The sequence below is a fragment of the Cupriavidus necator A5-1 genome (assembly GCF_000744095.1).
GTDB classification, from domain to species: domain Bacteria; phylum Pseudomonadota; class Gammaproteobacteria; order Burkholderiales; family Burkholderiaceae; genus Cupriavidus; species Cupriavidus necator_A.
In genome coordinates this window covers 78,154-97,421 of the sequence record NZ_JQLI01000001.1, presented here as the reverse complement: position 1 = coordinate 97,421, position 19,268 = coordinate 78,154, and the positions used below count along the sequence as shown (strand labels likewise).

At 59.6% G+C, this 19,268-nt stretch carries 28 protein-coding genes and 1 pseudogene; 5 read left to right on the top strand and 24 right to left on the bottom strand.

Annotated elements, in window-relative coordinates; translation table 11 throughout:
- Window positions 1–578: 578 nt before the first annotated feature.
- Window positions 579–1,022 (bottom strand): hypothetical protein, encoded by a 444-nt coding sequence (locus K307_RS00510; RefSeq protein ID WP_042875653.1) that lies wholly within the window; start codon window positions 1,020–1,022, stop codon window positions 579–581.
- Between the two features lie 341 nt (window positions 1,023–1,363).
- Between K307_RS00510 and K307_RS48410 the strand changes: the two genes are divergently transcribed.
- From K307_RS48410 to K307_RS44955, 3 genes and pseudogenes are all read left to right on the top strand, one after another.
- Window positions 1,364–1,681, top strand: a complete 318-nt coding sequence (locus K307_RS48410) for a hypothetical protein (protein ID WP_080744795.1) — start codon at window positions 1,364–1,366, stop codon at window positions 1,679–1,681.
- 116 nt (window positions 1,682–1,797) lie between these two features.
- Window positions 1,798–2,142, top strand: coding sequence for a GNAT family N-acetyltransferase (locus K307_RS44960; protein ID WP_230625380.1), 345 nt, complete (start codon window positions 1,798–1,800; stop codon window positions 2,140–2,142).
- 152 nt (window positions 2,143–2,294) lie between these two features.
- Window positions 2,295–2,483 (top strand): annotated as a pseudogene (locus tag K307_RS44955) (helix-turn-helix domain-containing protein); the annotation flags it as partial.
- Between the two features lie 675 nt (window positions 2,484–3,158).
- On the opposite strand, the gene K307_RS00500 reads toward K307_RS44955, so the two are convergent.
- Window positions 3,159–3,539 (bottom strand): hypothetical protein, encoded by a 381-nt coding sequence (locus K307_RS00500; protein WP_042875651.1) that lies wholly within the window; start codon window positions 3,537–3,539, stop codon window positions 3,159–3,161.
- Window positions 3,540–3,573: 34 nt separating this feature from the next.
- A complete protein-coding gene (locus tag K307_RS00495) occupies window positions 3,574–4,017 on the bottom strand; it encodes an HU family DNA-binding protein (protein WP_042875649.1) in 444 nt (147 codons plus the stop codon).
- A gap of 184 nt (window positions 4,018–4,201) precedes the next feature.
- Between K307_RS00495 and K307_RS00490 the strand changes: the two genes are divergently transcribed.
- Window positions 4,202–4,741, top strand: coding sequence for a hypothetical protein (locus K307_RS00490; protein ID WP_051974534.1), 540 nt, complete (start codon window positions 4,202–4,204; stop codon window positions 4,739–4,741).
- Window positions 4,742–4,855: 114 nt separating this feature from the next.
- Here the strand turns inward: K307_RS00490 and K307_RS00485 are convergent, their stop codons facing one another.
- The 7 genes from K307_RS00485 to K307_RS48405 form a co-directional block, all read right to left on the bottom strand.
- On the bottom strand, window positions 4,856–5,587 hold the full coding sequence (locus tag K307_RS00485) for a plasmid recombination protein (RefSeq protein ID WP_155301012.1): 732 nt from the start codon (window positions 5,585–5,587) through the stop codon (window positions 4,856–4,858).
- Window positions 5,584–6,357, bottom strand: coding sequence for a DNA/RNA non-specific endonuclease (locus tag K307_RS00480; protein ID WP_196251500.1), 774 nt, complete (start codon window positions 6,355–6,357; stop codon window positions 5,584–5,586). Before K307_RS00480 ends, K307_RS00485 begins: the two co-directional genes overlap by 4 nt.
- A gap of 51 nt (window positions 6,358–6,408) precedes the next feature.
- Complete coding sequence (locus tag K307_RS00475) at window positions 6,409–7,212, bottom strand: N-6 DNA methylase (RefSeq protein ID WP_051974532.1); 804 nt, start codon at window positions 7,210–7,212, stop codon at window positions 6,409–6,411.
- Window positions 7,209–7,676, bottom strand: a complete 468-nt coding sequence (locus K307_RS00470; RefSeq protein WP_155301011.1) for a hypothetical protein — start codon at window positions 7,674–7,676, stop codon at window positions 7,209–7,211. The genes K307_RS00475 and K307_RS00470 overlap by 4 nt, the downstream gene beginning before the upstream one ends.
- Window positions 7,677–7,854: 178 nt before the next feature.
- Window positions 7,855–8,727, bottom strand: coding sequence for a DNA cytosine methyltransferase (locus K307_RS00465; RefSeq protein WP_230625379.1), 873 nt, complete (start codon window positions 8,725–8,727; stop codon window positions 7,855–7,857).
- A gap of 91 nt (window positions 8,728–8,818) precedes the next feature.
- Complete coding sequence (locus tag K307_RS00460; protein ID WP_042875645.1) at window positions 8,819–9,226, bottom strand: hypothetical protein; 408 nt, start codon at window positions 9,224–9,226, stop codon at window positions 8,819–8,821.
- A gap of 41 nt (window positions 9,227–9,267) precedes the next feature.
- Window positions 9,268–9,771, bottom strand: a complete 504-nt coding sequence (locus tag K307_RS48405; RefSeq protein WP_196251499.1) for a hypothetical protein — start codon at window positions 9,769–9,771, stop codon at window positions 9,268–9,270.
- Between the two features lie 147 nt (window positions 9,772–9,918).
- On the opposite strand from K307_RS48405, the gene K307_RS50760 reads away from it, so the two are divergent.
- Window positions 9,919–10,566 carry a DUF6988 family protein gene (locus tag K307_RS50760; protein WP_051974530.1) on the top strand — a complete coding sequence of 216 codons (648 nt, stop codon included), beginning with the start codon at window positions 9,919–9,921 and terminating at the stop codon, window positions 10,564–10,566.
- Between the two features lie 279 nt (window positions 10,567–10,845).
- On the opposite strand, the gene K307_RS00445 is transcribed toward K307_RS50760, so the two are convergent.
- From K307_RS00445 to K307_RS00385, 14 genes are all read right to left on the bottom strand, one after another.
- Window positions 10,846–11,124 carry an HU family DNA-binding protein gene (locus tag K307_RS00445; protein WP_042875641.1) on the bottom strand — a complete coding sequence of 93 codons (279 nt, stop codon included), beginning with the start codon at window positions 11,122–11,124 and terminating at the stop codon, window positions 10,846–10,848.
- 71 nt (window positions 11,125–11,195) lie between these two features.
- Window positions 11,196–11,483, bottom strand: a complete 288-nt coding sequence (locus K307_RS00440; protein ID WP_042875639.1) for a hypothetical protein — start codon at window positions 11,481–11,483, stop codon at window positions 11,196–11,198.
- Between the two features lie 62 nt (window positions 11,484–11,545).
- The gene (locus K307_RS47190; protein WP_155301010.1) at window positions 11,546–12,034 is read right to left on the bottom strand and encodes a hypothetical protein; all 489 of its coding nucleotides are present in this window, start codon (window positions 12,032–12,034) and stop codon (window positions 11,546–11,548) included.
- A 21-nt stretch (window positions 12,035–12,055) separates the two neighbouring features.
- Window positions 12,056–12,316, bottom strand: coding sequence for a hypothetical protein (locus tag K307_RS00435; protein ID WP_042875637.1), 261 nt, complete (start codon window positions 12,314–12,316; stop codon window positions 12,056–12,058).
- A gap of 389 nt (window positions 12,317–12,705) precedes the next feature.
- Window positions 12,706–12,981, bottom strand: a complete 276-nt coding sequence (locus K307_RS00430; protein WP_042875635.1) for a hypothetical protein — start codon at window positions 12,979–12,981, stop codon at window positions 12,706–12,708.
- A 28-nt stretch (window positions 12,982–13,009) separates the two neighbouring features.
- Window positions 13,010–13,417 carry a hypothetical protein gene (locus tag K307_RS00425; RefSeq protein WP_042875633.1) on the bottom strand — a complete coding sequence of 136 codons (408 nt, stop codon included), beginning with the start codon at window positions 13,415–13,417 and terminating at the stop codon, window positions 13,010–13,012.
- 78 nt (window positions 13,418–13,495) lie between these two features.
- Window positions 13,496–13,807, bottom strand: a complete 312-nt coding sequence (locus K307_RS00420; RefSeq protein ID WP_155301009.1) for a hypothetical protein — start codon at window positions 13,805–13,807, stop codon at window positions 13,496–13,498.
- 416 nt (window positions 13,808–14,223) lie between these two features.
- Window positions 14,224–14,904 (bottom strand): hypothetical protein, encoded by a 681-nt coding sequence (locus K307_RS00415; RefSeq protein WP_155301008.1) that lies wholly within the window; start codon window positions 14,902–14,904, stop codon window positions 14,224–14,226.
- Window positions 14,901–16,271 carry a protein kinase domain-containing protein gene (locus K307_RS00410; RefSeq protein ID WP_196251498.1) on the bottom strand — a complete coding sequence of 457 codons (1,371 nt, stop codon included), beginning with the start codon at window positions 16,269–16,271 and terminating at the stop codon, window positions 14,901–14,903. Before K307_RS00410 ends, K307_RS00415 begins: the two co-directional genes overlap by 4 nt.
- Before the next feature lie 79 nt (window positions 16,272–16,350).
- Window positions 16,351–16,794 carry a hypothetical protein gene (locus K307_RS00405; RefSeq protein ID WP_042875626.1) on the bottom strand — a complete coding sequence of 148 codons (444 nt, stop codon included), beginning with the start codon at window positions 16,792–16,794 and terminating at the stop codon, window positions 16,351–16,353.
- A gap of 340 nt (window positions 16,795–17,134) precedes the next feature.
- A complete protein-coding gene (locus K307_RS00400; RefSeq protein WP_042875624.1) occupies window positions 17,135–17,536 on the bottom strand; it encodes a hypothetical protein in 402 nt (133 codons plus the stop codon).
- An 18-nt stretch (window positions 17,537–17,554) separates the two neighbouring features.
- Window positions 17,555–17,809, bottom strand: a complete 255-nt coding sequence (locus K307_RS00395; protein ID WP_042875622.1) for a hypothetical protein — start codon at window positions 17,807–17,809, stop codon at window positions 17,555–17,557.
- A 20-nt stretch (window positions 17,810–17,829) separates the two neighbouring features.
- Window positions 17,830–18,153: a hypothetical protein gene (locus tag K307_RS00390; protein ID WP_042875620.1), complete on the bottom strand. Its 324-nt coding sequence runs from the start codon at window positions 18,151–18,153 to the stop codon at window positions 17,830–17,832.
- 57 nt (window positions 18,154–18,210) lie between these two features.
- Window positions 18,211–19,161, bottom strand: a complete 951-nt coding sequence (locus tag K307_RS00385) for a DUF2971 domain-containing protein (protein ID WP_042875618.1) — start codon at window positions 19,159–19,161, stop codon at window positions 18,211–18,213.
- Window positions 19,162–19,268 lie beyond the last annotated feature (107 nt).

Below are 19,268 nucleotides of genomic sequence, written 5' to 3'. Positions count from 1 at the left end.
GATACTTTTACGCTGACCAATGGGTACACCCTGCATGAGCCACTTCGAGACGAGCGCTTTGCCGTCACCTTGCGGCAGGGACTGACGCATGCCTTCCATCACTCATGCCGACATGCAGGCCGCTTCGTCAACGCCCAAGCGAGCGTCCGGCGCGATTTCGCCTCGAAGAACCCAGGCGCCTGAAAATGGTTTTTGCTTGCACACATGAGAAGGTGCTTGGAGCCGTGCAGTTGGAAGCCAGCGCCCCGCTTGTCGCGGCATTGTTGCCGGTCTCTCTGCCTTAGTAGTTATCTCCGTGGTGTCGATGGTGTCCGTGGTATCCGTAGCCCCAGTACCCGTACGGACCATAATAGTAACCGCTATCGTATGGGACCACGACGCAACCGCCGAGCAGCGTAGAGGCGGCAATCAGCAATGCGAGAATGGGCTTCATGACGATTCCCCAAACGTGACAAGTGCGGAGAGGCCAGGCTGGCCTTCCAGCTAACCTGCGCTCTCCGCAAAGCTCCAGCACTCAAGCGCCGTTGCAATGGCCTTCGCCCTGGCAACGGTCCCTCGGTTCGCTCGATGGGAGCAGCTTACTGCTTCTTCGTCTTGTCCACGCTGGCTGCGGCCTTCGCGGCTTCGGGCTGCGCCTCGGGCTTCGCCACATCCGCCTTGGCCTTCGCCTTGTTGGAATCATTCTTTGCTTCAACCTTCGCCATACCAGCCTCCGTATGGGTGGCCTTCGTCTTGCTCGTCTTGTGGTGGGTGCCCTTGGCGGCGGACTTATTGGCATCAGCCTTTACGTCAGCCTTCTCCTTGTTGGCGCTAGCTTGGGCCTTTACTTCATCGCCCTGCGCGCCGGCACTCTTCTTGTTCTTGTCGGCTTTTGCCTGCGTGGTGCTCTTCTCCTTGACGACCTTTACCTGGTCTTTCGCCGCCTCGCCCTGCGGCTGGGTCGCGGAAGCTGGCACACCAGTCTGCGCGAAAACGGTACCGACGAGGGCGGCGGAGGCGAGAGCAGCGAACAGCTTCTTCATGATGTGAACTCCTGAGAGATATTTAGCAGCTCAGCAATGCGCCTTGCTTACCGGGAAAAACGGTACGGTCGTCGTCCGAGTTGACCGACAAGTCGTGACAATCCGTAAGTTCTGCAACTGGCAAACAATCGCGAGGTTACCGAACCCGACTCTACCCTCAGCCGGCTTCCTCGTCCTTCTGGAAGTTATCCTCCGCGCGGACGCTGTCCGCGTGCGTTCATGCCCGCTGGGAAACCCAGCGCCCTGCATCGCATTACAGAAAGTAACAGTCGTGCGATTTGACTAATGCCCCATCGAACTGCGGCGGCCTAGACTGCCCATAGAAATAGAAGGAGCAAGTCATGCGAAACGTTTCAGCACTTATGCTTCTGACCGGGGTTATCGGGCTCACTCCCCACGCAGCTGAGGCACGCGTGGACGTGGATATCGGTATCGGGATTCCCAGGCCAGCGGTTGTCGTCCCGCCGCAGCCCTACTACGAGCCCGCCCCGGTATTCGTCCAACCTCCGCCTGTGGTCGTTGCTCCGGGCTATTACTACGATGACTGGCGGCACCGTGCGTGGCGGGAGCGTGCGTGGCAGGAGCAACGCTGGCGCGAACGCGAATGGCGCGAGCGTCGAGGCGAGTGGCGACGCTGGCATGGTGACTACGACAACTAAAATGGGCGAGCGCCATGCTGGTGGGTAACGGACGGGGACGCCGAGGCGTTCGCCATCACTCATTGGATTTGCAGGTAACACTATGAGGCCGCGTCGGGCGAGCAAGGCAGACCTTCGTGACGTCGAAGCATTGCTTCGGTCGTGTTCACTGCCCGTTGGCGGAATACATGGCGAAGCGGTGCAGTTTCATGTCAGCCGGGACAGAACCGCCATCCTTGGGTGCGCCGGTATCGAAGATACTCGGCGGCAACGTTGCCCTGTTACAAGGGCTTGCCGTGGCGGAACGCGCAAGACGTGCCGGTCTGGCCGCCCCGCTGGTTTCCGCACTGGTAGCCGAAGTACGTTTGGTCGGCATCGAATCCCTGGTCGTCAGAACTGAAACTGCCGCCGGCTACTTCTCTCGTCTTGGCTTCACGCCAGTCGACGGTGCAGCCACTCAAGAATTGCTGGCTTTCTCGTGAGTTCTCCGATACCAGTACCAGAAGAGCAACAGTCATGAAGTGTGAAAGACTAGACTTAACCTGACAGTGGTTGGTTTTCCGAGCCGCTGCACAGGGCGCAGAGGGCGTAGCCCGAAGCGTCACTGTGCAGCGGAATTCACAAGGAGTCCGCCATGACTCAGGAACAGAAAGTCATCCGCGCCAAAGTCGGCATCCTCGAACTGGCCCGGCAGTTGGGCAATGTCAGCCAATCCTGCCGTGTGATGGGCTACTCGCGCGACAGCTTCTACCGCTTCAAGGAGCTGTACGAACGCGGCGGTGAAGCAGCGCTGCAGGAAATCTCGCGCCGCCGGCCATTGCTCAGCGAGGAAGATCTGCGGCGGCTAGATAATTGCTCCGGCTACCCCTACAGCGATCCAGCTCAGTTCGGTGACCCTGCATATGCGCTGGAGAGCGTGGCCAACCTGGCGGACGTGCTGGGTCTCGAGGCGGAGCTCGATGAGGAGCAAAAGCGCGCCGCGGAGCAGAAGGTGCTCCGCGTCAAGGACATGGAAACCGGTGAGGTTCGACATTCCAGGATGTTCGAGGAGTTTCCGGAGCTGCGGCGCAAGAAGCCGCGACTGGCGCGCTTCTTTGCTGACTGGGACCGCTCGAGCGCCGGTCGTAGCGGCGCGGAGCTATCCAGACACTGGGTATTCCAGGTCTCGGATTACACGGATCCGCAGACCAGCGAGCGGAATCTCAGCGTGATTCCGGCCTGGACGACGACCAAGCGGCTGCCCAAGATCGAGGACAAACGCAGCAGAACGGTTTTTGGCCTCTGGGATGAGCTGCTGCGGTTCGACGTGAAGGCTGGCCACCCTTTTGCGTGGTTCTTCTTCATGCTGCATGGCAACCGGCTCGGCGACTGGGTGGGCGAGCAGATCCTGGAGGCGGCGGAAGCCAGCCGCATCGTTATGCCTGAGTGGGACTACCGGGTTTTGAAGGACTGGGCGGCGATGCCGTACGGCTTCTGAAAGACCGCCCGTCGGCTGGTGCTAGTCTGGCTTCTTTGCCAAGAACCAGGAAGTGACCAAGTTAGTGCCGATCGCGGCAGTTACGGCCGGAAAGATGAAGAGCCAGACGCCAGTTGCGGCTTTCGCTGCAGTGTAGGTCGGCTTATCAACCTTCCCAAATTGGTTCAACGCCTCAAGCAGCGCACCTGCATCCGTGAGCGCACCAAACGCGAGTGATGCGAGCAGGATTTGGAGAACCCCAACGATTAGAACAGAGATCCTCCACGGTTCAGAACCTTTGATCATTGTCAGCATCAACAATCCGAAAACGACAAAGGTAATAGAGAAGAAATGCGCGTAGTTCGCCATCTGGCAGAAATAGAACGATTGAACTGAGAAGTGGGCGATATACAAAGGGAGCATTCAGCTCCCTTTGTTTCTTCATGGCCCCGCGAAATTAGGCCGCGGCGTCCTTCAGCTTCTTCAGCGGGCGGACCTTAACCTTCACCGAGGCGGGTTTCGCTGCGAACCATTGGTCCTGGCCGGTGAACGGGTTCTTGCCGAAGCGCTTCTTGGTGGCGGGTACCTGAACCGCCGTCACCTTCAGCAGGCCCGGCAGCGTGAATTCGCCGGCGCCCTTCTTATGCAGCGCGCTCACGATCGTGTTTTCCAACTGGGCCAGCACGGTCTTCACGGTCTTGGCTTCGAGCTGGGTTTCCGCGACCAGGTGAGCAAGCAGGCTGGACTTGTTAAAAGTATCCTTCAGCGGCTTGGCCACCGGTGCCGCGGCGGCGGTCTTCGTTGGAGCCTTCGCGGCCGGCTTCACAGCGGCCTTCCTGGTCGGGGCCTTAGCGGCCGGCTTCGCAGCGGCCTTGGCAGTCGTCTTAGCTTTGGTTGCCATATCGGTTCGTAGTCTCGGTGGTTGATGTGCCGGCGGGTCCTGAGGGGCTGCCGCGCAACACTGCACGCGATATTGCCACGACGAAGCCTATTTTCAAGGGTTTTTTGCGTTTTTCTGCGCATTGCTCGGGTATGCTCAACGCAATCGCAACACTCAAGTGAGCTCGATATACGGAGAATCCCCTATGAAAACCAGCAGTCGGACCCGCAACACACAGCAAGCCCTCTTCGGCAGCGCGTTCGCCGAATGGAAAAAGGATGCTGATCGCGCGTTCGATCACTGGCTGGCCAGGCGCGGCGTGAGTGAGAGTAGCGCGGAAATCTACGGCTTCATGTGGCGCAAGTGGCTGCGCTGGACCGCCGAACGCAAGCTCTCCATCACCGCCTGGGAGGCGCACCATATTGGCGAATTCCTCGACGACTCCGACCTGCACAAGCACCACCGGTACCGCTACGCTCGGCTCATTGAGCGGGTGTTCCAGCACCTGGCCACGTTGCGGCCCGGGATGCATAACCCGGCAAGCGTCGCCGTGCAGCAGAAACTGGCCGACGGCGAGAACGCGCCAACCACGTTCCTGATGGAGAGCGAGCGCAAGGCCGGGAAGGGACTCGGCACCCCGCAGCCGATTCACCTACCCTACGCATGTCCGAGCTTCTTTTGTGGGTATACAGCATTGTTTTCGTTGGCCCCAGAAGCTAATCCTGCGCATGGCACCCTCGGATGAAGGCTCTCTCAAGAGAGCTCTCATGCCAGCTGCCGTGCCCCTGATGTGGATGCTTAGCGTTGGGGGTTTGACTGGTCTCTCGGCGGTTAGTTGCATCTATTGGAATCCCCACGACTACGGAACCAGCCTCACCTGCCCACGCCTTTCAAGCTCGGCGCGAAAGGCTTCCTCCGTGGGCGGTACTGATGCCACTGGCTTCTGCTCCCCTTCAAGCTGGGCCAGGCGCCCTTGCAGCTCAGCTTTCTCTCCCAATACCGCCAGGAGTTGCAGCTTGAGCGCAGCAACCTCTTCAGTGGCCGCCTCCGCAGCACGAGTTGCCTCCCCTCCCCGCTTGATCCCAAGCGCCTCGACGCTCGCCGCGTACTCGCTCTGCAGCTGGGCCAGCCGCAGACGTGTCCCTCCAAAGAGAGCCCGGGCGTTGAGCTTCCCCCGCTCGTCGAGCGGCACCAGGATTGAAAGGATGACGGGAGCCGGCCCGCCGGCGTCTAGCGTGGCCAAGGCCAGCCGATCGCCGTACTTGCCCCGCAGCCAACTAATGCTCGCTTCGGTCCACGCCTGCAGGCGGTCGCCGCGCCACTCACCGCCGGTTGCCGGCTCGCCCGCCGGTTGGGGCCGACGCGTCACCGACATCAGCACTTGGACGGCAAGCACGGCGTTTGTGCGGACCGTTTGTTTACCGATCAGGGAACGGACAGCAGCGAGCAAACCGGGGCCGCCAGCGCCGAGAAGCAACTGCGCGCCGTCGCATTGACCGGCGGCGGTCACCGCATCCCACGTCTTTAGCTTCGTGATGCGCAGAACGGTATAGGCAGGTGCCAACGGCGTGGCCTCGGCGACGGGTTTCAATCCCATCGCGGTCGGGGCAGCTTCATCGGGCGGATGGCAGCTGTATCAGGGAAGAAGCGAATTCTGGCGAGCTGCTCAATCTCCTGGATTGGCACCTCACGCGGCCGCCTGTAGTCCTGGTTCTCGAGGAGGTATGCGCCGCCGGAGTTGTTCGCGGGGTCGTAGACAATCTTGTAGAGGTGGGACGGAACAGCGACGCGACGGTTGAGCCACCGGATGGCCTTGCCCTCTTCCGGAATGAAGAGGGGGCCGGTGATCACGAAGACCTGGCGGTGCCGGGCAAGGGATCGCACGGCTTTCTCGATCGCTGCCCAAGCATTCCGGTTGCCGTCAGCACTCTGCGGCACAATATTGGTCAGCGCGAACGTCTCATGGTCCGAATGTGGATTGCTGGCGTCGGCCGACGGCGTCATGTGGCCACGGTCCAGGCCGCTTCCTCGATAGTCATCCAGTGTGGAGCGCCAGCCAAACGGGATCCGCTTGTCCTCATAGAAGACGTCATACCGCGGGAAGTCGCGTGGTAGCGAGAACCGGCCAGGGCTCAGGTTCTCGGCGGACCACAGCGGGGTTCGGGTGAGGTTGGAATAGACGACGCCGAACTGGGAGGAGCAGAGCTCGACCGTGCCCTTGGACAGCTTATCGTGCCAAACCTCGGGCGCAAAGCCGGCGGCATAGCTCTCAGGGCAGTCCGTCTGAGCACTCCATGCCGCAAACGGTGCCATGAGCATGGCCGCTGCAACGAGGCCGGCCTTCATGCTGTCGTTGATCATCCTGTGCATTGTCTATTTATTTTGTATTCACATTATACTGCGAATTATTCTTTAGGCGGCTAATGCGTTGCTTTCAGGGACCGGTTTGGTGTGCAGCGCCACCTCGCGCATTGGTTCATCAGGCGAAACGGGGAAACGGGAAGCCCAGCCGCCGAGGATATAGGCGGGTGTGTACCAGACAGAGGAGTGTTCCACGGTCAGGCTGTTGCCGCAGATCAGCACTGCGGGAATGTGCAGGAGCGTCAGCTGGACGTAGGCCATATGCACGGCGGTGAGGCTCAGATCCACACCCACAGCGACCATATGACGCTGGTAGTTGAGCCCCGCTTCGGCCATGACTGCAGCGGCCTGGATTAGCATCGCCCCGCCACCCATTGCCGGCTCGTGGACGGAAATGAAGCCGTCGCGGGCAATATGCGCCTTCATGGACTCCCGGTCCATGGTCATCGCCGCCACCAGCTTGCTGACCTCGCCTGGCGTGAAGAATTGACCCATGGCGCTGTTCCCAAGCTCGAGAGCCAAGTAAATCTCGCCCAGGATGTCGGCGAAGTGGATTGGCACGCCACACGGTCCCACATTCGCCTCGAACGCCAACGGAAGACGGACAAAGGCGCAGACCAGCGCGTCGAACTCCTCCTTTGTGTACCGCTTCACAATCCGCAAGTACTCGGCTTCACGTTCGTCGTGGCCGCGCCGATCGATCTGCGCGAATGTAATGGCGCCGAGCGCGACAAAGTCGCTCCAGACCTCAGAGATTCGGCGCCGGTAGGACGCCTCACGAAGTAGTTGGACAATTTCGAGCTGTGCCGAGCCGGCACTGCCCCGCTTTACCGCGCGTAGCTGGCGCTGCTTCATACTGCCCTCCAGGTGGTACGGATGTTCTCGATGCGCCTGCGCAGCATCGGTGCATCTACGCCCCGCATGAACGCAGCCCAGTCGGTGAATGTGCGCACCGGCGCCCCGGGGTTGCCGATCTCATGAATGAACAGCGCGCCCTGCGTGGTCTCCTCGACCTCCCAGGAATCCAGCCAAGGCTCGCGTGGCTGTTGTGGCAGGCTGCACGCCCCGCACGGCCCCGCGGAAGTGCACGCATAGTAGGCCGTGGGTACCCCGTAGTGACCCATGCCACGAAGCGTGTCCAAGGCGGCCTGGCGGTACTTCGGGCGCAGCAGGCACCGGTCAATAGGGTCCATAGGAATGATCGCCAGACGGTTCCAGCCTTTGCCATCGTGGCCGGCGGGCGAGCGATCAAGGGACGGGCTCACGCGATAGCATGGCCCGATTGCTGTCGATGGCGGATTAGCGCTCACACTCATCATGTGGGTCTCCTTGCAGTGCAGGACTTGTTGAAGCCAAACTACCGATCGAGGAGGGAACTGCGCAAATCGGGACGCGAGTAACCCGTAAGGCTCCGCGCATTACGCCTGCGCGCGGGCGGCCTGCAGCATGTCGGTCGCGACCACCGGGCTTACCATGTTTCCAAGCATCCGCATGGCGTCACGCTTGGTTGTCGGGAGTTGGTAGTCCTGTCGTAGCCCCATGGCTGCCTTCGCCTCCGGGATCTGCAGCATGCGCATCCGCTCCCCGTCGATGACGGCCCAGCGATCCACGGTCGTGAGTGTTCCCAATGGGACGATCGAGGCTGCGGCCTGTCTCCCCGCTGCCGCTGCCGTAGTAAGGCGCCACGAAGCGCTGGCCATATCGGGCCCGGCCGGCGGCGATCCGCCGCAGTGTCGCCGGGCTGCGCCGCGGCGTCTGGATTGGCGTCCACGGGTGCTCATCCCACTGAATGACCGAGCCGACGCCCACGTGATCGCGCCTCGGCAGCTTCAGCTGAATTGGGCTCCTTGAGCGGGTGCAGACGAGGAAGAGCCGTACGCGATGTTGCGGTACGCCGTGGTCCGCGGAATCAACGACGTGGGGAGAAACGCTATAGCCAAGCCGGTGCATAGCATCCTCCCAAGCGGGATATAGCGTCCAGTCCAGAAACTCCAAGACGTTCTCGGCAAGGACGAGCTCTTCCCGGTGATACTCAGCGCAGCTAACCACCGCCCACGCAGTGCTGCGCTGGCTGTCGTGATGCGGGCGATCCCTGCCGCGGGCCCGCGAGTGGCCTTGGCAGCAAGGCGATGCTAGCAAGACGTCGTGGCGAGGAACCTCGGTCCAGTTCGCCTGGTGCAGGTCCTGGCAGACGTGGATGGAATTCGGGTGATTCCGCGCGTGGAACTCAACGGCCTGGGGATTATGGTTGCCGCACCAGATCACATTGATGTCCGCGTTGCGTGCGCCTTCGGTGAAACCGCCGGCACCTGCGAAGAGATCAATGGCCGTGAGTTGTCCTGCCGTGCTCGGCATCGTTGCTGCGATCATGGGAGATTATCGGGAAGCTGGGTTTGGGGCTACTCCGCCCCTCACCCGGGATAAAGGTCGCCTTGCGGCTCGTGCGTCTTGATCGGGTGGGTCAATGAAGCGTGGCGCCGGCGCAGCCGCCAACGGCCGCGAAGTAGTGGTTGGTTGAGCCGACGTCGACCTCCACGCTCAACATCGAGGTTGCCCCTTCCGCAGACAGATCGCCGAACCGCCGCAATGCCTGCGTCAGAACGGCACTTGCCTGGAAGCTCAGGACCTGGACTTCCCGCTCGGTGAAGTCTCCTGCCAGCGCCATGGCGTTGAGCGCCGCCTCCGATTTGGCGTGCGCGAGCAGCGCGTCAACCGGGCTATTTGCGCGCGTCACGCCCTGCATAGCCTTTATCCAGATCATCGACAGCGCGCAGCCGTTCTCGCTCCAGATCCTCTTGCCTTTCAGCATGCTCTCGATGAGCTGGGTTACCTGTTCGTTGAAAGAGGGGTTCTCTTGGCTGGTGGTCATATGCGAATTTGTTGGTTGCACTTAAGCTCACGTTTGATCGGTCAGGGTCTGGGATCGTCCTGCAGCTTGCGCAGTGCGGTCCGCAGCATTTGCTCGGTCTGGGAGACTGCCTCGCCGGAGTTCACCAAGGTGCCGGGGTACCGCAGCACGGTCCAGCCCATCTCGGCTGCCAGGTTGTACTTGCGTGCGTCCTCAATGAAACCGCGCGCCTGGGTGTGCCGGCCGCCATTCCAGATCCCGCCCTCGAGCTCCACCGCGATCAGGAGGTTTGGCCAGGCGAAGTCGAATCGGTACAGGCGCGGCAGCGCGAAGCGGAACTCTGTACGCCACCGAAACGCTGGGTGCGGCTCCCGGCCAAACGTCGCGCGAAGCTGTTGGTCGAATGCAGCCTCCAGGTAGCTTCCCTCGCCTCCCACGCTGTGGCCGCGCTCGGCTGAGGCCTTCACCCGCCGCTCGCGATCTCCAGCCCGCTTCTCGATATCTCGCTCGACGCGATCAGCCGTCTGCGGGGAAAGCCGCCTCAGCTCTTTAAGTGTCAGTCGCATGCTCGTGCTGCTTCCATGTCGCTTCTCGCGGCTGGCGCGGCGGCGTGTTTCGATTTGGAGAGCCTACAGAGGAGTGGGGGGTACCACGCAAATATGCCGGTATGATTCAGTGCATAGGCGTGGTCGATCGCCAACGAGAGGAATGACGTGAACCTAGAGAGATTGCTTGGCAGGTCGGAGGAGCTACATGACGCCCTGGCGGATGCCATAGACGGCGCACGCCCATACGATTTCCGGTGGTCGGTTGCGCAGCGGGCGTGCGCCGTCGCTTGGGATCACGCGACAGGGGTGCGGTTGGCCATCGCACACCAGTTGCTGACGCCTGCAATAGGTCTGCTGCGACTTCAATACGAGGCCTTCACCCGCGCGGCCTGGTTGGGCTACGCGGCTTCGGACAGCGATCTCGCTCTAATCTCCGCCCCGTTATCGGAAGAGGCAGCCGAGGCGGCGGAAGGGGTGCCTACCCTTTCCAAGATGGTCGCTCAGCTCGGAAAGACGCAAGCCCCAGGAGCGCAATCAGCGCACCAGATGCTCTCATCCTTCAAGGGCCCGAATTGGGGTGTCTTGAACTCGTACGTCCATGCGGGAATTCATCCGCTAGCCGTGGTTGCCGGCGAATTCCCCGTCCGGTTGGCCGCCGACATACTTCGATTGTCAAATGGGCTGGAGGTAGGAAACGGGATGGTCGCCGCGGTGTCGTCAGGCGATAGGATCCGGATTGGCGCTGTGCGAGCGCTTCAGCATCGCTTCCTCGACTGCTGTCCGGATGTCATCAGGCCAGAGGAAAGCCCTTGAATGCACCCATTAGGGCCACGTTCAAGACCGGGCCTCGCTCTCCGCATCGGCAATGTAGTCCACGATTGTGTCTATCTTTTCGCCTTTGGGATCATCGTCATTTGCAACATTTTTCTCTACCTTTGCCGCTCGGCTACCGGCCGGCGTGCGGGGCGCCGCTCGCGCCTGGTTCTTTTCCGCTTTTGATTGTGAACGTGTAAGAGCAGCGACAGCGAACGCAGGCCGATTCGCTACGTCCCCAAGCTGGGCACGCAGCGAATCGAGTTCAGCTGCGAAGGGTCATTGGTTGACTGCATCCTTGAACTTCTGGCCAGCCTTGAACTTCACGGTCTTCGCGGCCTCGACCTTGATTTCCTCGCCGGTGCGGGGATTGCGCGCCACACGCTCACTGCGTTCCCCCTGGCTAAACGTGCCAAAGCCAATCAGGCTCAGAGTGTCGCCCTTGCCAACAGCCTCCATGATGGCGCTGATAGTCACATTCAGCGTTTGCTCAGCCTTGGCTTTGGTCAGGCCGTCTACACCGGCCGCAATTGCGTCGATCAGTTCGCTTTTGGTCATGCTTTGTTCATCGCTTCGTTAGCTACCGGCCAACATTCGGGGCGCAATTCGCGCCGTTGCTTTTCGGTTCGTTATGGCAACCAAGCATGGCGAGCAATTTCCTTCGCGCCCGCTGGCGAGAAACCGCCTTGCTCGATCAGATTGCGCTCCAGTTCATCCGGCGTCGATGCATCTACAAGCATCTTGTCGTCTGCTGACACAGGCACACCGATCACGCCAGGAATACCGTCACCAAGGATCTGATCCTCGCCATAGTTGGTTTCCACCTGCAGTTGGCGGCCCTCGTCATCTTTCCATTCCTTAAGTGTGACCGGCCGGCCGTCAATCGTACCGTCGAAAATTGGTTTCCAGTTATCCATCGGTTGTCAACTTTTGTTAGTCGCTGGCTACCGGCCAGCCTCGGGCGCACGGGGCGCTTTCCCTATCTGTTGTCTGGCGGAACGTGAGCAGCCCTGATCTCGCTACGCAGCCGATCATCTTCCGCGAGGGATGCGACATATTTGTTTCGCAGGCTATCAGCCTTTACCCGAGTCGCATGCCTCGCCGAAAGAGCCGATTCCAGGTCGGAATGCGGCGCGGTGCGGTAGCTCGCGTTCTCTGGCGGCAATGCGCCTAACAAGCCGAAAACTTCATTCTCATCTGCTTGCAGTTGTGTCATCCATCCTTGAAGCCAGCCTGATCCAACTCTGCCGGTGGCCGCAGCGACCGCCTCGCGAGATCGTCTCGCTTGCGCCAGCAAGTCATTCAGTCCAAGCACAAGGTGACGAACCTCAATATCCTGCCGTGAGAGTTCAAGACGGAGATCAAGAGCCTTCAACTGCCCCGTGCGCCAATACGCCATGCAGCCGGTCGCTGTGCCTATGATGCCCCCGGCCAACCCAACGTAGCTAATCCAATCTGGAACAGCCATTTGCTTTTCCTCGGTCAGTGGTCATTCGTGGTTCTTGGTATTGGCGTCGCTCTTCTTCCCTGACAAACGCAATGAAAACGGCTCCAGCGATTGAAAGTACAAAGCGTAGGCCGCAACGACAAAAAAGAGGTCGACGCCACTATATTTGCTCTTGCCGATAGCGCCTGCTATGCAGGCCATGAGTGCAACCACCGTGACAGATGTTCGGGTTCCCCATCGGTTGGCCGCCCAAATGACGGGAACCGCATGGGCGGCTGCAATTGCAAGCACAGTTAATGTCATCCGGTCTTCTCCTGTCTATTCAGGCAGGGTCGCTACAAACACGTCGTGATTCGATCGACACGAGGATGCCCGTGGCGAATCATGCCGTGCAAGTATGCTAGTCGCATGTGTCCTTCAATAAGCTGGTATGGTTCATAAAACAGCAGGTTTCGCTCTCTAGGGTGAAGATAGTGCCCTGCTTTGTGTGCAACGATCATCGGAGTCGGCGTCGTGCCTGCTTCCAGCATCGTCTTACCCAGCCACGTTTTACGTCTGCTCGGTCCCTCAAGGAGATCATCTCCCCAATTGCCGAGAGTCTCTGGCCATCTACCTACGTGCCCGCTCTGAAGGATCACATTGCAGTTGAATGACTGCAGATCATACTTCCAGTTCAGCGGCCGAAGCGAGGGCTAAGCATCCTCGTGGAATTCAACGTTTCCGTGTACCTGTGCAATCTCGCTCGCTCCAATCGACCAAAGTTGCGCTTTGTGAATGTCGCGCTGAATCGAGAACGCCTGTGACGGGTCGTGCCAACGGTATCCAACACGAAATGTTGTTCCCTGACACGTCATCTCGTATTCACCGAGATTCCACTTCGGGCCTGCGCTGATTTCCTGAAAGCCGTAAGTGCTCAGGAAAACCTTCAAAGCACTCTCTCCCTTGATCGTCTCAAAATCGTCGTACATTGACACGGGCTTCTCCCTGATGTTTTCCCTATGCCTCTACGTCAGGCCGTAGCATGTTCGTGATCGACTCACGGATCGCGACTGAGATCCGCTCCCGCAGCCGCTTTGCCATCGCAGGGGCAATCTCGATGAATGCGTCGTCATCGATCTTCAGTACCACCATGCCTTGTGCGTTGCAAAACACGTCAAGCTGCTCGGCTTCTGCATCAGGACCTCGCGCGAAGTACCGCACAGGAATCGCCTCACTCTCAGCTTCGTCGCCGTGAGTTGTTGCCCATCCCGCTGCCTCATAGAGCCACGTTGCAACCAGGGGTGTCTGCTCTACGGTCAAGTGAATTATCGGATCCGGGTCATTCAGGTCGTTAATCTGCTGAGTAAGGACCACCATACCGTCATCGGCGACCTCAACTGAAACTGCCTGCATCTGCTTCTTCATAAGTTCTCCGCTGGTGCCATGTTTTACGTTGTGGCGACTGACCGCCATCGCTGCCCATTGGCAGCCACGCTCGGGGGGCTATCTCGCCGGACTGGCGGCGGTGGGGGCCAAGCAGCGGAACTGCACTTCGGCCGAGGCGTAGGTACCGTAGCCCGAATCCTTGCCGGTGCTGCCCATCGGCGACATCACGCGCCCTTGGTCCGCGCAATACTTCGCTGCCTGCTGGAACATGCGCGCTTTGACAGCACTGGCCGAGAAGTCGGTGAAATTCCCAAGCCCTCCAATCATGTACATGTCGGGACCGATCGGGATGACACCATCGGTACCGGTGGTGGCACAGCCAAGCAGCGCCGTGGTGGCCAGCATCGCCAGCGGGAGTCTTGTTCTCATGGTTCGCATTTCTTGTTGGGTTGAACTTGCTCTTGTGCGAAGTGCAGCATTTCCTTGACGTTCACTCACCGCCTTCTTTGTTACCGCCGTGGCCAGCATCCCTGAAGCCCCGGACTATCCACGCAAACGCCAAACCAAGGGCGTATAGCCCAACGCTCGCAGTAGCCCATGCAGCAACTGCCAGGATGTTGCACGCTACAAAGTTCTCATCATAAGTACAGATCAACGAGCCGAGATATTTGCGCTGGCTGCCATCGAAATTCTCTTCGACTCTTCCAACGGACATACCAAGTAGCAGTCCAAGTAAGCTGAGAACGACAAGGACGCACCAGATGCGCTGCCATCCATTTGTTTGCTTGAGCCAAGACCTGACCCTGTGCATTGTTGCCTCTTTTCCTACTCTTCGTCGTGTTCGATCAGGAGTACTTTACCCGAACCCATTCGCGCAACCAGATGACCCCATTCTCGAGTTCGATGCAATGGATCTCAACGAGCCTGTTAACAACAGCTGCATACTGCCCGGGGGGCATTGTGGGCAACGAGTACTGAGCGCGTAGTTGGTTGGTTTTTACCAAGCCATCGTTCTCGTTGACTTTGTTTTCACCATTTCGATGCTGCCACAGCGCGAGGATCGTTAGGGCTTCGACCTCCGAGAAATCCTCTACACTTCCACGCCAAATCTTGTTCCAAACATACAACCCCGCAAGAGCTGCCGCCACCACCGGCGCTACGGGCAAGGTGACGGCTCCAAGGCCCGCGAGCGTGATATCCGGGACGATATCGACCAGCTTGCGCCAGTTGAGAACAACATTCCCCGGCTTGTGCGACTGAGCTTTTGGCCTGGTGTGGAGCGAACTCACCGTGACGAGTTCGAGACAAACTTCCGGCTTCTGCGGGGGCGTCACGCTTGTGAACGCTTCTAGGACGGATTCGAGCACAGCGGCAGGAAGCTCGCGAACCGGGGGGCCGGCTGACAATGCGGCGTCTAGCAGCTCTTGCCGCTTTGATTCAGCGGCGGATTCATCATAGTTCATGCCTGTTCCACAAGGGATGTAGTTCTGTTTGCTTATAGTGCCGATGTAGCCGCCGTTTTTCATTGGCCTTGTCCGAATGCGAACGGGTTGTTCAGCTGGGCCGCAGCGGCTTGTGCTTCCGCACGCTTCTTTAGCTGAACAACGCCCTGGCGGACGGCCATCGCCTTGCATTGCCCAGGGTCGATGTTCTGCATGAAGTAGTGGTCATACTCCATCATTAGGTCATGCACTCGTTGTGCAAGGCCAAAGTCGCCAGCGCCAACGCTTACGATCATATCGCGGCAGGTGTCCATCGCCGCGAATCTGTTTTGGCGCTCCGCCGCGATTACGGCAATTCGTAACGCTTCTGCCTTGTCCTCCTCTCCAACGAACATGGACGAGAAAAGGAGCTTGCAGTTGTCGGCGATAACTTCGGCAAAGGACCATCCATAGCTGCTGTGTTCAGCCATTTCGCGATAGCAGTCCAAGAACTGTGAAAGCAACCCCGGCTCCAAGGTGGAGGCCGCTAGCGCTTCGAAAATTTCCAACTTCAGGTCTAGGCAAATCGTCTCCCGTTCGGCGGCCGGAACAACGATAAGCGCCTGGATAAAAGTCCCGATCTCGGCCGGATCAGCGAGGTGCGATCCCGTCCATCTATCGACTATGCGTTGCTTGAGCTCCAGCGCGCCTGCCTGTCCCTGTTGGCGGTTCAAGATGACGTCGAACGCGGACTTGAGACTTTGGCGCAGGTCGGCTAGGCTGGCATATCGCCGCGACTTATCCGGCGCAGTCGCACGGGCCAAAATTGCCTGAATCGCCGGATGAGGTATGAAGGCACCGTCAGCCGCGAGGATGTTGCGAAATGTCGCACCGAGCATGAAAACGTCGCCGCGGGCGTCGGCATTCCGGAATCCACCATTGTCGAGGAACTCGGGAGGTATATAGCCCGGCGTACCTGCCCAGACCGATTGGCGTGTGAACATCGTGCTGGAATCAAGTTGCGTGCATAGCCCGAGATCCGATACAACCAGATTGCCGCCGCCGAGAAGGAAATTCTGCGGCTTGATATCCCGGTGAAAGATGTTGCGCATGTGGAGTTGCTCGATGCAGTCGATCATCCGCATGAAGTACAACTCGGTCGTATCTGCCCTAGCGCGAATGAATTCGGCGTGCCGCGACACGTCACCATTCTCAAAGTATGGCATGACGAAGTACGGCGGCATATGCGCAAGGTTAGCATCGACGATCTGCGCCACGGCGTCATTGCCGGCAAAACTCTGCATGACACGCACTTCACGCTGAAACCGACGCAACATTTCTTCGTCACCGTGCTTGCAGTACTTGAGAACCAGCAGCGCGTCGGCACGCTGGACGTGGTGAACGAAGAGTACGGTACCCATGCCACCAGAGTTGCTGCACAAGCCGCGCACGAAGTACTTCTGGTCGATCACTGAGCCGTTTGCAAACATTGTCGCCCCCGCATTGAAATGACCGTGACTTTGATCGGTCGGGTGAAATTTTGTCCTTTTCCTAGGCCTCGGAGGTGATGCCATGCGCGGCAAAAAATTGTTCGAACCAAGCTATGATAAATTTCGCAAACTGCACAAGCTCCAGTTGCGTTCCATCCGCCCACCGAACCCAGCGCTCGCCGGAGGCGTTTATAGCGACGCTGTTGATTGCAGCACCCCCGATTGCCCCGGAATCTGAATGTGTCAAAGGGTCCGACCGGCTACGAGTTAGCGTCATGTGTTTCGCCTTGTTGCATACGTCGGCGCAAAGATGGATTGCCGGTTCCGTTACCAGCGCCCTATGGTCGGCAGCCGAGAGAACCGGCTTCAAGTAGTCAGTCACGTGGTAGGCCGTGGTGAAAAAATTGTAAGCGTGATCGATCGACTCCTCGCATTCGAGCCGAACAAGTTCTCGTTTCGCCTTGGCGAGCATTGCGCCCGCCGTGGTCAGTTCGAAGAAGCCCATGTACCGTTTTCCGTTTGATTTGTGACCAGGCTTTTTCCGATTCCTACTTCACTACTGTGCCGGGTGTGAGGTAGCGGCGAGGATCGCGGACATTGCTCACGTCGATATCCGCCTCACATGTACAACGCGTCAGTTGCGTCCGCAGCTTCGCTGGGTCGTCCCAACTCAATTCCCACGGCTGCAGCTTCTGCCCTTCCACACTTGCATAACAAACGCAATTTTGAACTCTGGTGATCGCCGAATCGCCAGCGTGCTGCGGACTTTGAGGCATTGTTGCCTGACACGCGGCAAGCCACGGCAGGCACAGTATGGTTCCGACGCGCTTCATGCCCTTTTCCGTTCAGTTGCCAGCCCGCTCAGGCTTGGACTTGGTCGATAAGTACAGATAATAGGTGTAAGCAGTGCTCGCCAGCGTTGCGCTGCGGTTGCTCTGACAGAACCGCCTTACCTCGCCCAAAACTTCCTTCGCTTCAACCCCGCGAAGGGGATCGTTGTAGCGTTGGCCAAGCATCTGGTTGATGCCGGTGAGGTAGCCGACCAGCCAGGATTGCATCCCTACACTTTGGGGATTGCGCAGCCAATCCGCACATTGCACAGTGACACCAAAGCCTGTGGGCTCCGTGCCGCGATCGGCAGCCAGCGCCCCGTGCCCCGCGCAGCCCAGCGCGATGCAAAGCATCAGGCCCGCGGCGCGGGAGGTAGCGCGTTTTTGAAGTACGCCGTGCGAGTGAATGGTGTACATGACGGTGGTCTATTCCGACTAGTGGTAAGCGTAGGACCCGTTCCGCAGAACTTTCGTCTCTACGGCCTTGCTGAAACCTGCTTCGAGGTTCATCCTGGCCAGCTCGATACGGGCCACTTCGGACCCAGCATCCGCTTTCGCTGCAGCAACAGCTAGTGCTTTCGCCGCTAGACCAAAGGCTTCGACTGCCTCATCCCACGAAACTCCAAGCCGGCGTGCCGCCTCGATGGATTGCTCAACCAGGTCGAGCACCGCCGCATCAGGCTCATTCATCTTCTTTTCCGATGAAAGGCCTATTGGGCTTCGCCGAGGAAGCGCAGCAACTTATTGCCTACGGCGACGAGCCACAGGCCGAACACCACCAACGCGATTGCCGGCAGCGCGCCGAACCAGCTCTCCGGTACCCACCAAGTCGGCAGGTCGGGGTAGAGGTTCACTAGACGCGGCGACGGCACGCCTGCACGCGCGGTGTGTTGCGCCAGGCCGATCACGCGCGTGGCAAAGGCTCCGGCGATCCCCGCCATGCACCACAGCCCACCCAGATAAGCGAACAGGCGTCCCGTTTCCAACAGACGTCGGGGACGCTCCAAAAAAATGGCAGGAAGCCAATCGATCATGGTGCTCTTTTCCTCCTATCTCTTGACTTGCATCGGCGGAAGCCCTTTTGCGGGCGGTCAGGTCGGCCGGAACGGGGTGGACGAGGTGCGCAGACGCGCAGCGAGCGCCGGGCGCTCCAGCTCCAACATGCGCAGCGTCGCGCGCTGCGACAGCGGATTGTGCGTGGGACCGAGGATGATGCTGTGCACCAGCTTGTCGAGCCCGAAATTCGGGTCGGTGATGCCGGCCAGCGGCGCGAGGCGGAACTTCAGCTTGGGCTGCACGCCGCCCGGGCCAATCCAGTACCCGAACATGCTTTTGAGCAGGCCCGCCTGGTCCCGGTCGGGGAAATAGACTACCCGCCACTCGCGTTCTTCCGAGAAGCCGCGATGCTTGGAAAAGAGCGAGGCCTGGAGTAGCCGCTGGAAGAGCACATTGGCAGCCATGCCCGCATTGTCCTTGTTGATTGGCAATCGCTGCATGGTCGTGGTGAACAGGTCCAGCCGCCGGCTGATCCATGCCAGCCTGGCTTCTCGGCTCATGTACTCGACCGGTGCAATCAGCAACGGGGATTCCTGACTCATGTTCAGCTGCGAGGTGTCGAAGACAAGCGCGGCGCCACTGCCGTTGCCACCGTAGCCGCGCCACATGGACAGTCGGCCATCAGCATCCTCCTGCGGATCATGCTCTGAGAAGCAAGCGACGTAGGTGTCGAGGGCGTGCTCGTTGTCAAAGCGCTGCCGGCAGGCCCTAAGCTGGCCCATGAACGCCTCATAGCAGCCCAGTGCCTCGCAGGTCTGGTACAGATCCTTGTGTTCGTTGATAGCCTGCATGCCGTGCTGCAGCCCGTAGTACATCTCCTCATGGTCGTTCATGCTCAAAGGGTTGGAAAGCCACAGCTCCTCCCCCGTGAGGATGTTCCGCAGGTTGTCGACGGACGTGTAGTGCGCGAGCAGCGGCCGGTAAAGTGGAAGGTGCTTGCGCTCGTCGATGTCATCCCATAAGGGCGCGGCCAGCGCGGCAAACAAAGAATCCGGAGGCATGGGGGTAGTGACCAATCAGGGGATCAGGAAGAGATCAGCACGCATGCGCGAACTGCTGGACGAGGCAGGCATCAGGCTTTTCAGCCAAATTG

Excerpts from the sequence above, each read along its gene's own strand:
- K307_RS00425 (WP_042875633.1), bottom strand. The coding sequence starts at position 13,417 with ATGAAGAAGCAGATGCAGGCAGTTTCAGTTGAGGTCGCCGATGACGGT.
- K307_RS00420 (WP_155301009.1), bottom strand. The coding sequence starts at position 13,807 with ATGAGAACAAGACTCCCGCTGGCGATGCTGGCCACCACGGCGCTGCTT.
- K307_RS00440 (WP_042875639.1), bottom strand. The coding sequence starts at position 11,483 with ATGGATAACTGGAAACCAATTTTCGACGGTACGATTGACGGCCGGCCG.
- K307_RS00495 (WP_042875649.1), bottom strand. The coding sequence starts at position 4,017 with ATGGCAACCAAAGCTAAGACGACTGCCAAGGCCGCTGCGAAGCCGGCC.
- K307_RS00460 (WP_042875645.1), bottom strand. The coding sequence starts at position 9,226 with ATGACCACCAGCCAAGAGAACCCCTCTTTCAACGAACAGGTAACCCAG.
- K307_RS00500 (WP_042875651.1), bottom strand. The coding sequence starts at position 3,539 with ATGCTCCCTTTGTATATCGCCCACTTCTCAGTTCAATCGTTCTATTTC.
- K307_RS00430 (WP_042875635.1), bottom strand. The coding sequence starts at position 12,981 with ATGTACGACGATTTTGAGACGATCAAGGGAGAGAGTGCTTTGAAGGTT.
- K307_RS47190 (WP_155301010.1), bottom strand. The coding sequence starts at position 12,034 with ATGGCTGTTCCAGATTGGATTAGCTACGTTGGGTTGGCCGGGGGCATC.
- K307_RS00415 (WP_155301008.1), bottom strand. The coding sequence starts at position 14,904 with ATGAAAAACGGCGGCTACATCGGCACTATAAGCAAACAGAACTACATC.
- K307_RS00400 (WP_042875624.1), bottom strand. The coding sequence starts at position 17,536 with ATGTACACCATTCACTCGCACGGCGTACTTCAAAAACGCGCTACCTCC.
- K307_RS00480 (WP_196251500.1), bottom strand. The coding sequence starts at position 6,357 with ATGATCAACGACAGCATGAAGGCCGGCCTCGTTGCAGCGGCCATGCTC.
- K307_RS00475 (WP_051974532.1), bottom strand. The coding sequence starts at position 7,212 with ATGAAGCAGCGCCAGCTACGCGCGGTAAAGCGGGGCAGTGCCGGCTCG.
- K307_RS00445 (WP_042875641.1), bottom strand. The coding sequence starts at position 11,124 with ATGACCAAAAGCGAACTGATCGACGCAATTGCGGCCGGTGTAGACGGC.
- K307_RS00405 (WP_042875626.1), bottom strand. The coding sequence starts at position 16,794 with ATGGGCTTCTTCGAACTGACCACGGCGGGCGCAATGCTCGCCAAGGCG.
- K307_RS00390 (WP_042875620.1), bottom strand. The coding sequence starts at position 18,153 with ATGATCGATTGGCTTCCTGCCATTTTTTTGGAGCGTCCCCGACGTCTG.
- K307_RS00435 (WP_042875637.1), bottom strand. The coding sequence starts at position 12,316 with ATGACATTAACTGTGCTTGCAATTGCAGCCGCCCATGCGGTTCCCGTC.
- K307_RS00510 (WP_042875653.1), bottom strand. The coding sequence starts at position 1,022 with ATGAAGAAGCTGTTCGCTGCTCTCGCCTCCGCCGCCCTCGTCGGTACC.
- K307_RS00465 (WP_230625379.1), bottom strand. The coding sequence starts at position 8,727 with ATGATCGCAGCAACGATGCCGAGCACGGCAGGACAACTCACGGCCATT.
- K307_RS48410 (WP_080744795.1), top strand. The coding sequence starts at position 1,364 with ATGCGAAACGTTTCAGCACTTATGCTTCTGACCGGGGTTATCGGGCTC.
- K307_RS00395 (WP_042875622.1), bottom strand. The coding sequence starts at position 17,809 with ATGAATGAGCCTGATGCGGCGGTGCTCGACCTGGTTGAGCAATCCATC.
- K307_RS48405 (WP_196251499.1), bottom strand. The coding sequence starts at position 9,771 with ATGCGACTGACACTTAAAGAGCTGAGGCGGCTTTCCCCGCAGACGGCT.
- K307_RS00470 (WP_155301011.1), bottom strand. The coding sequence starts at position 7,676 with ATGATGAGTGTGAGCGCTAATCCGCCATCGACAGCAATCGGGCCATGC.
- K307_RS00490 (WP_051974534.1), top strand. The coding sequence starts at position 4,202 with ATGAAAACCAGCAGTCGGACCCGCAACACACAGCAAGCCCTCTTCGGC.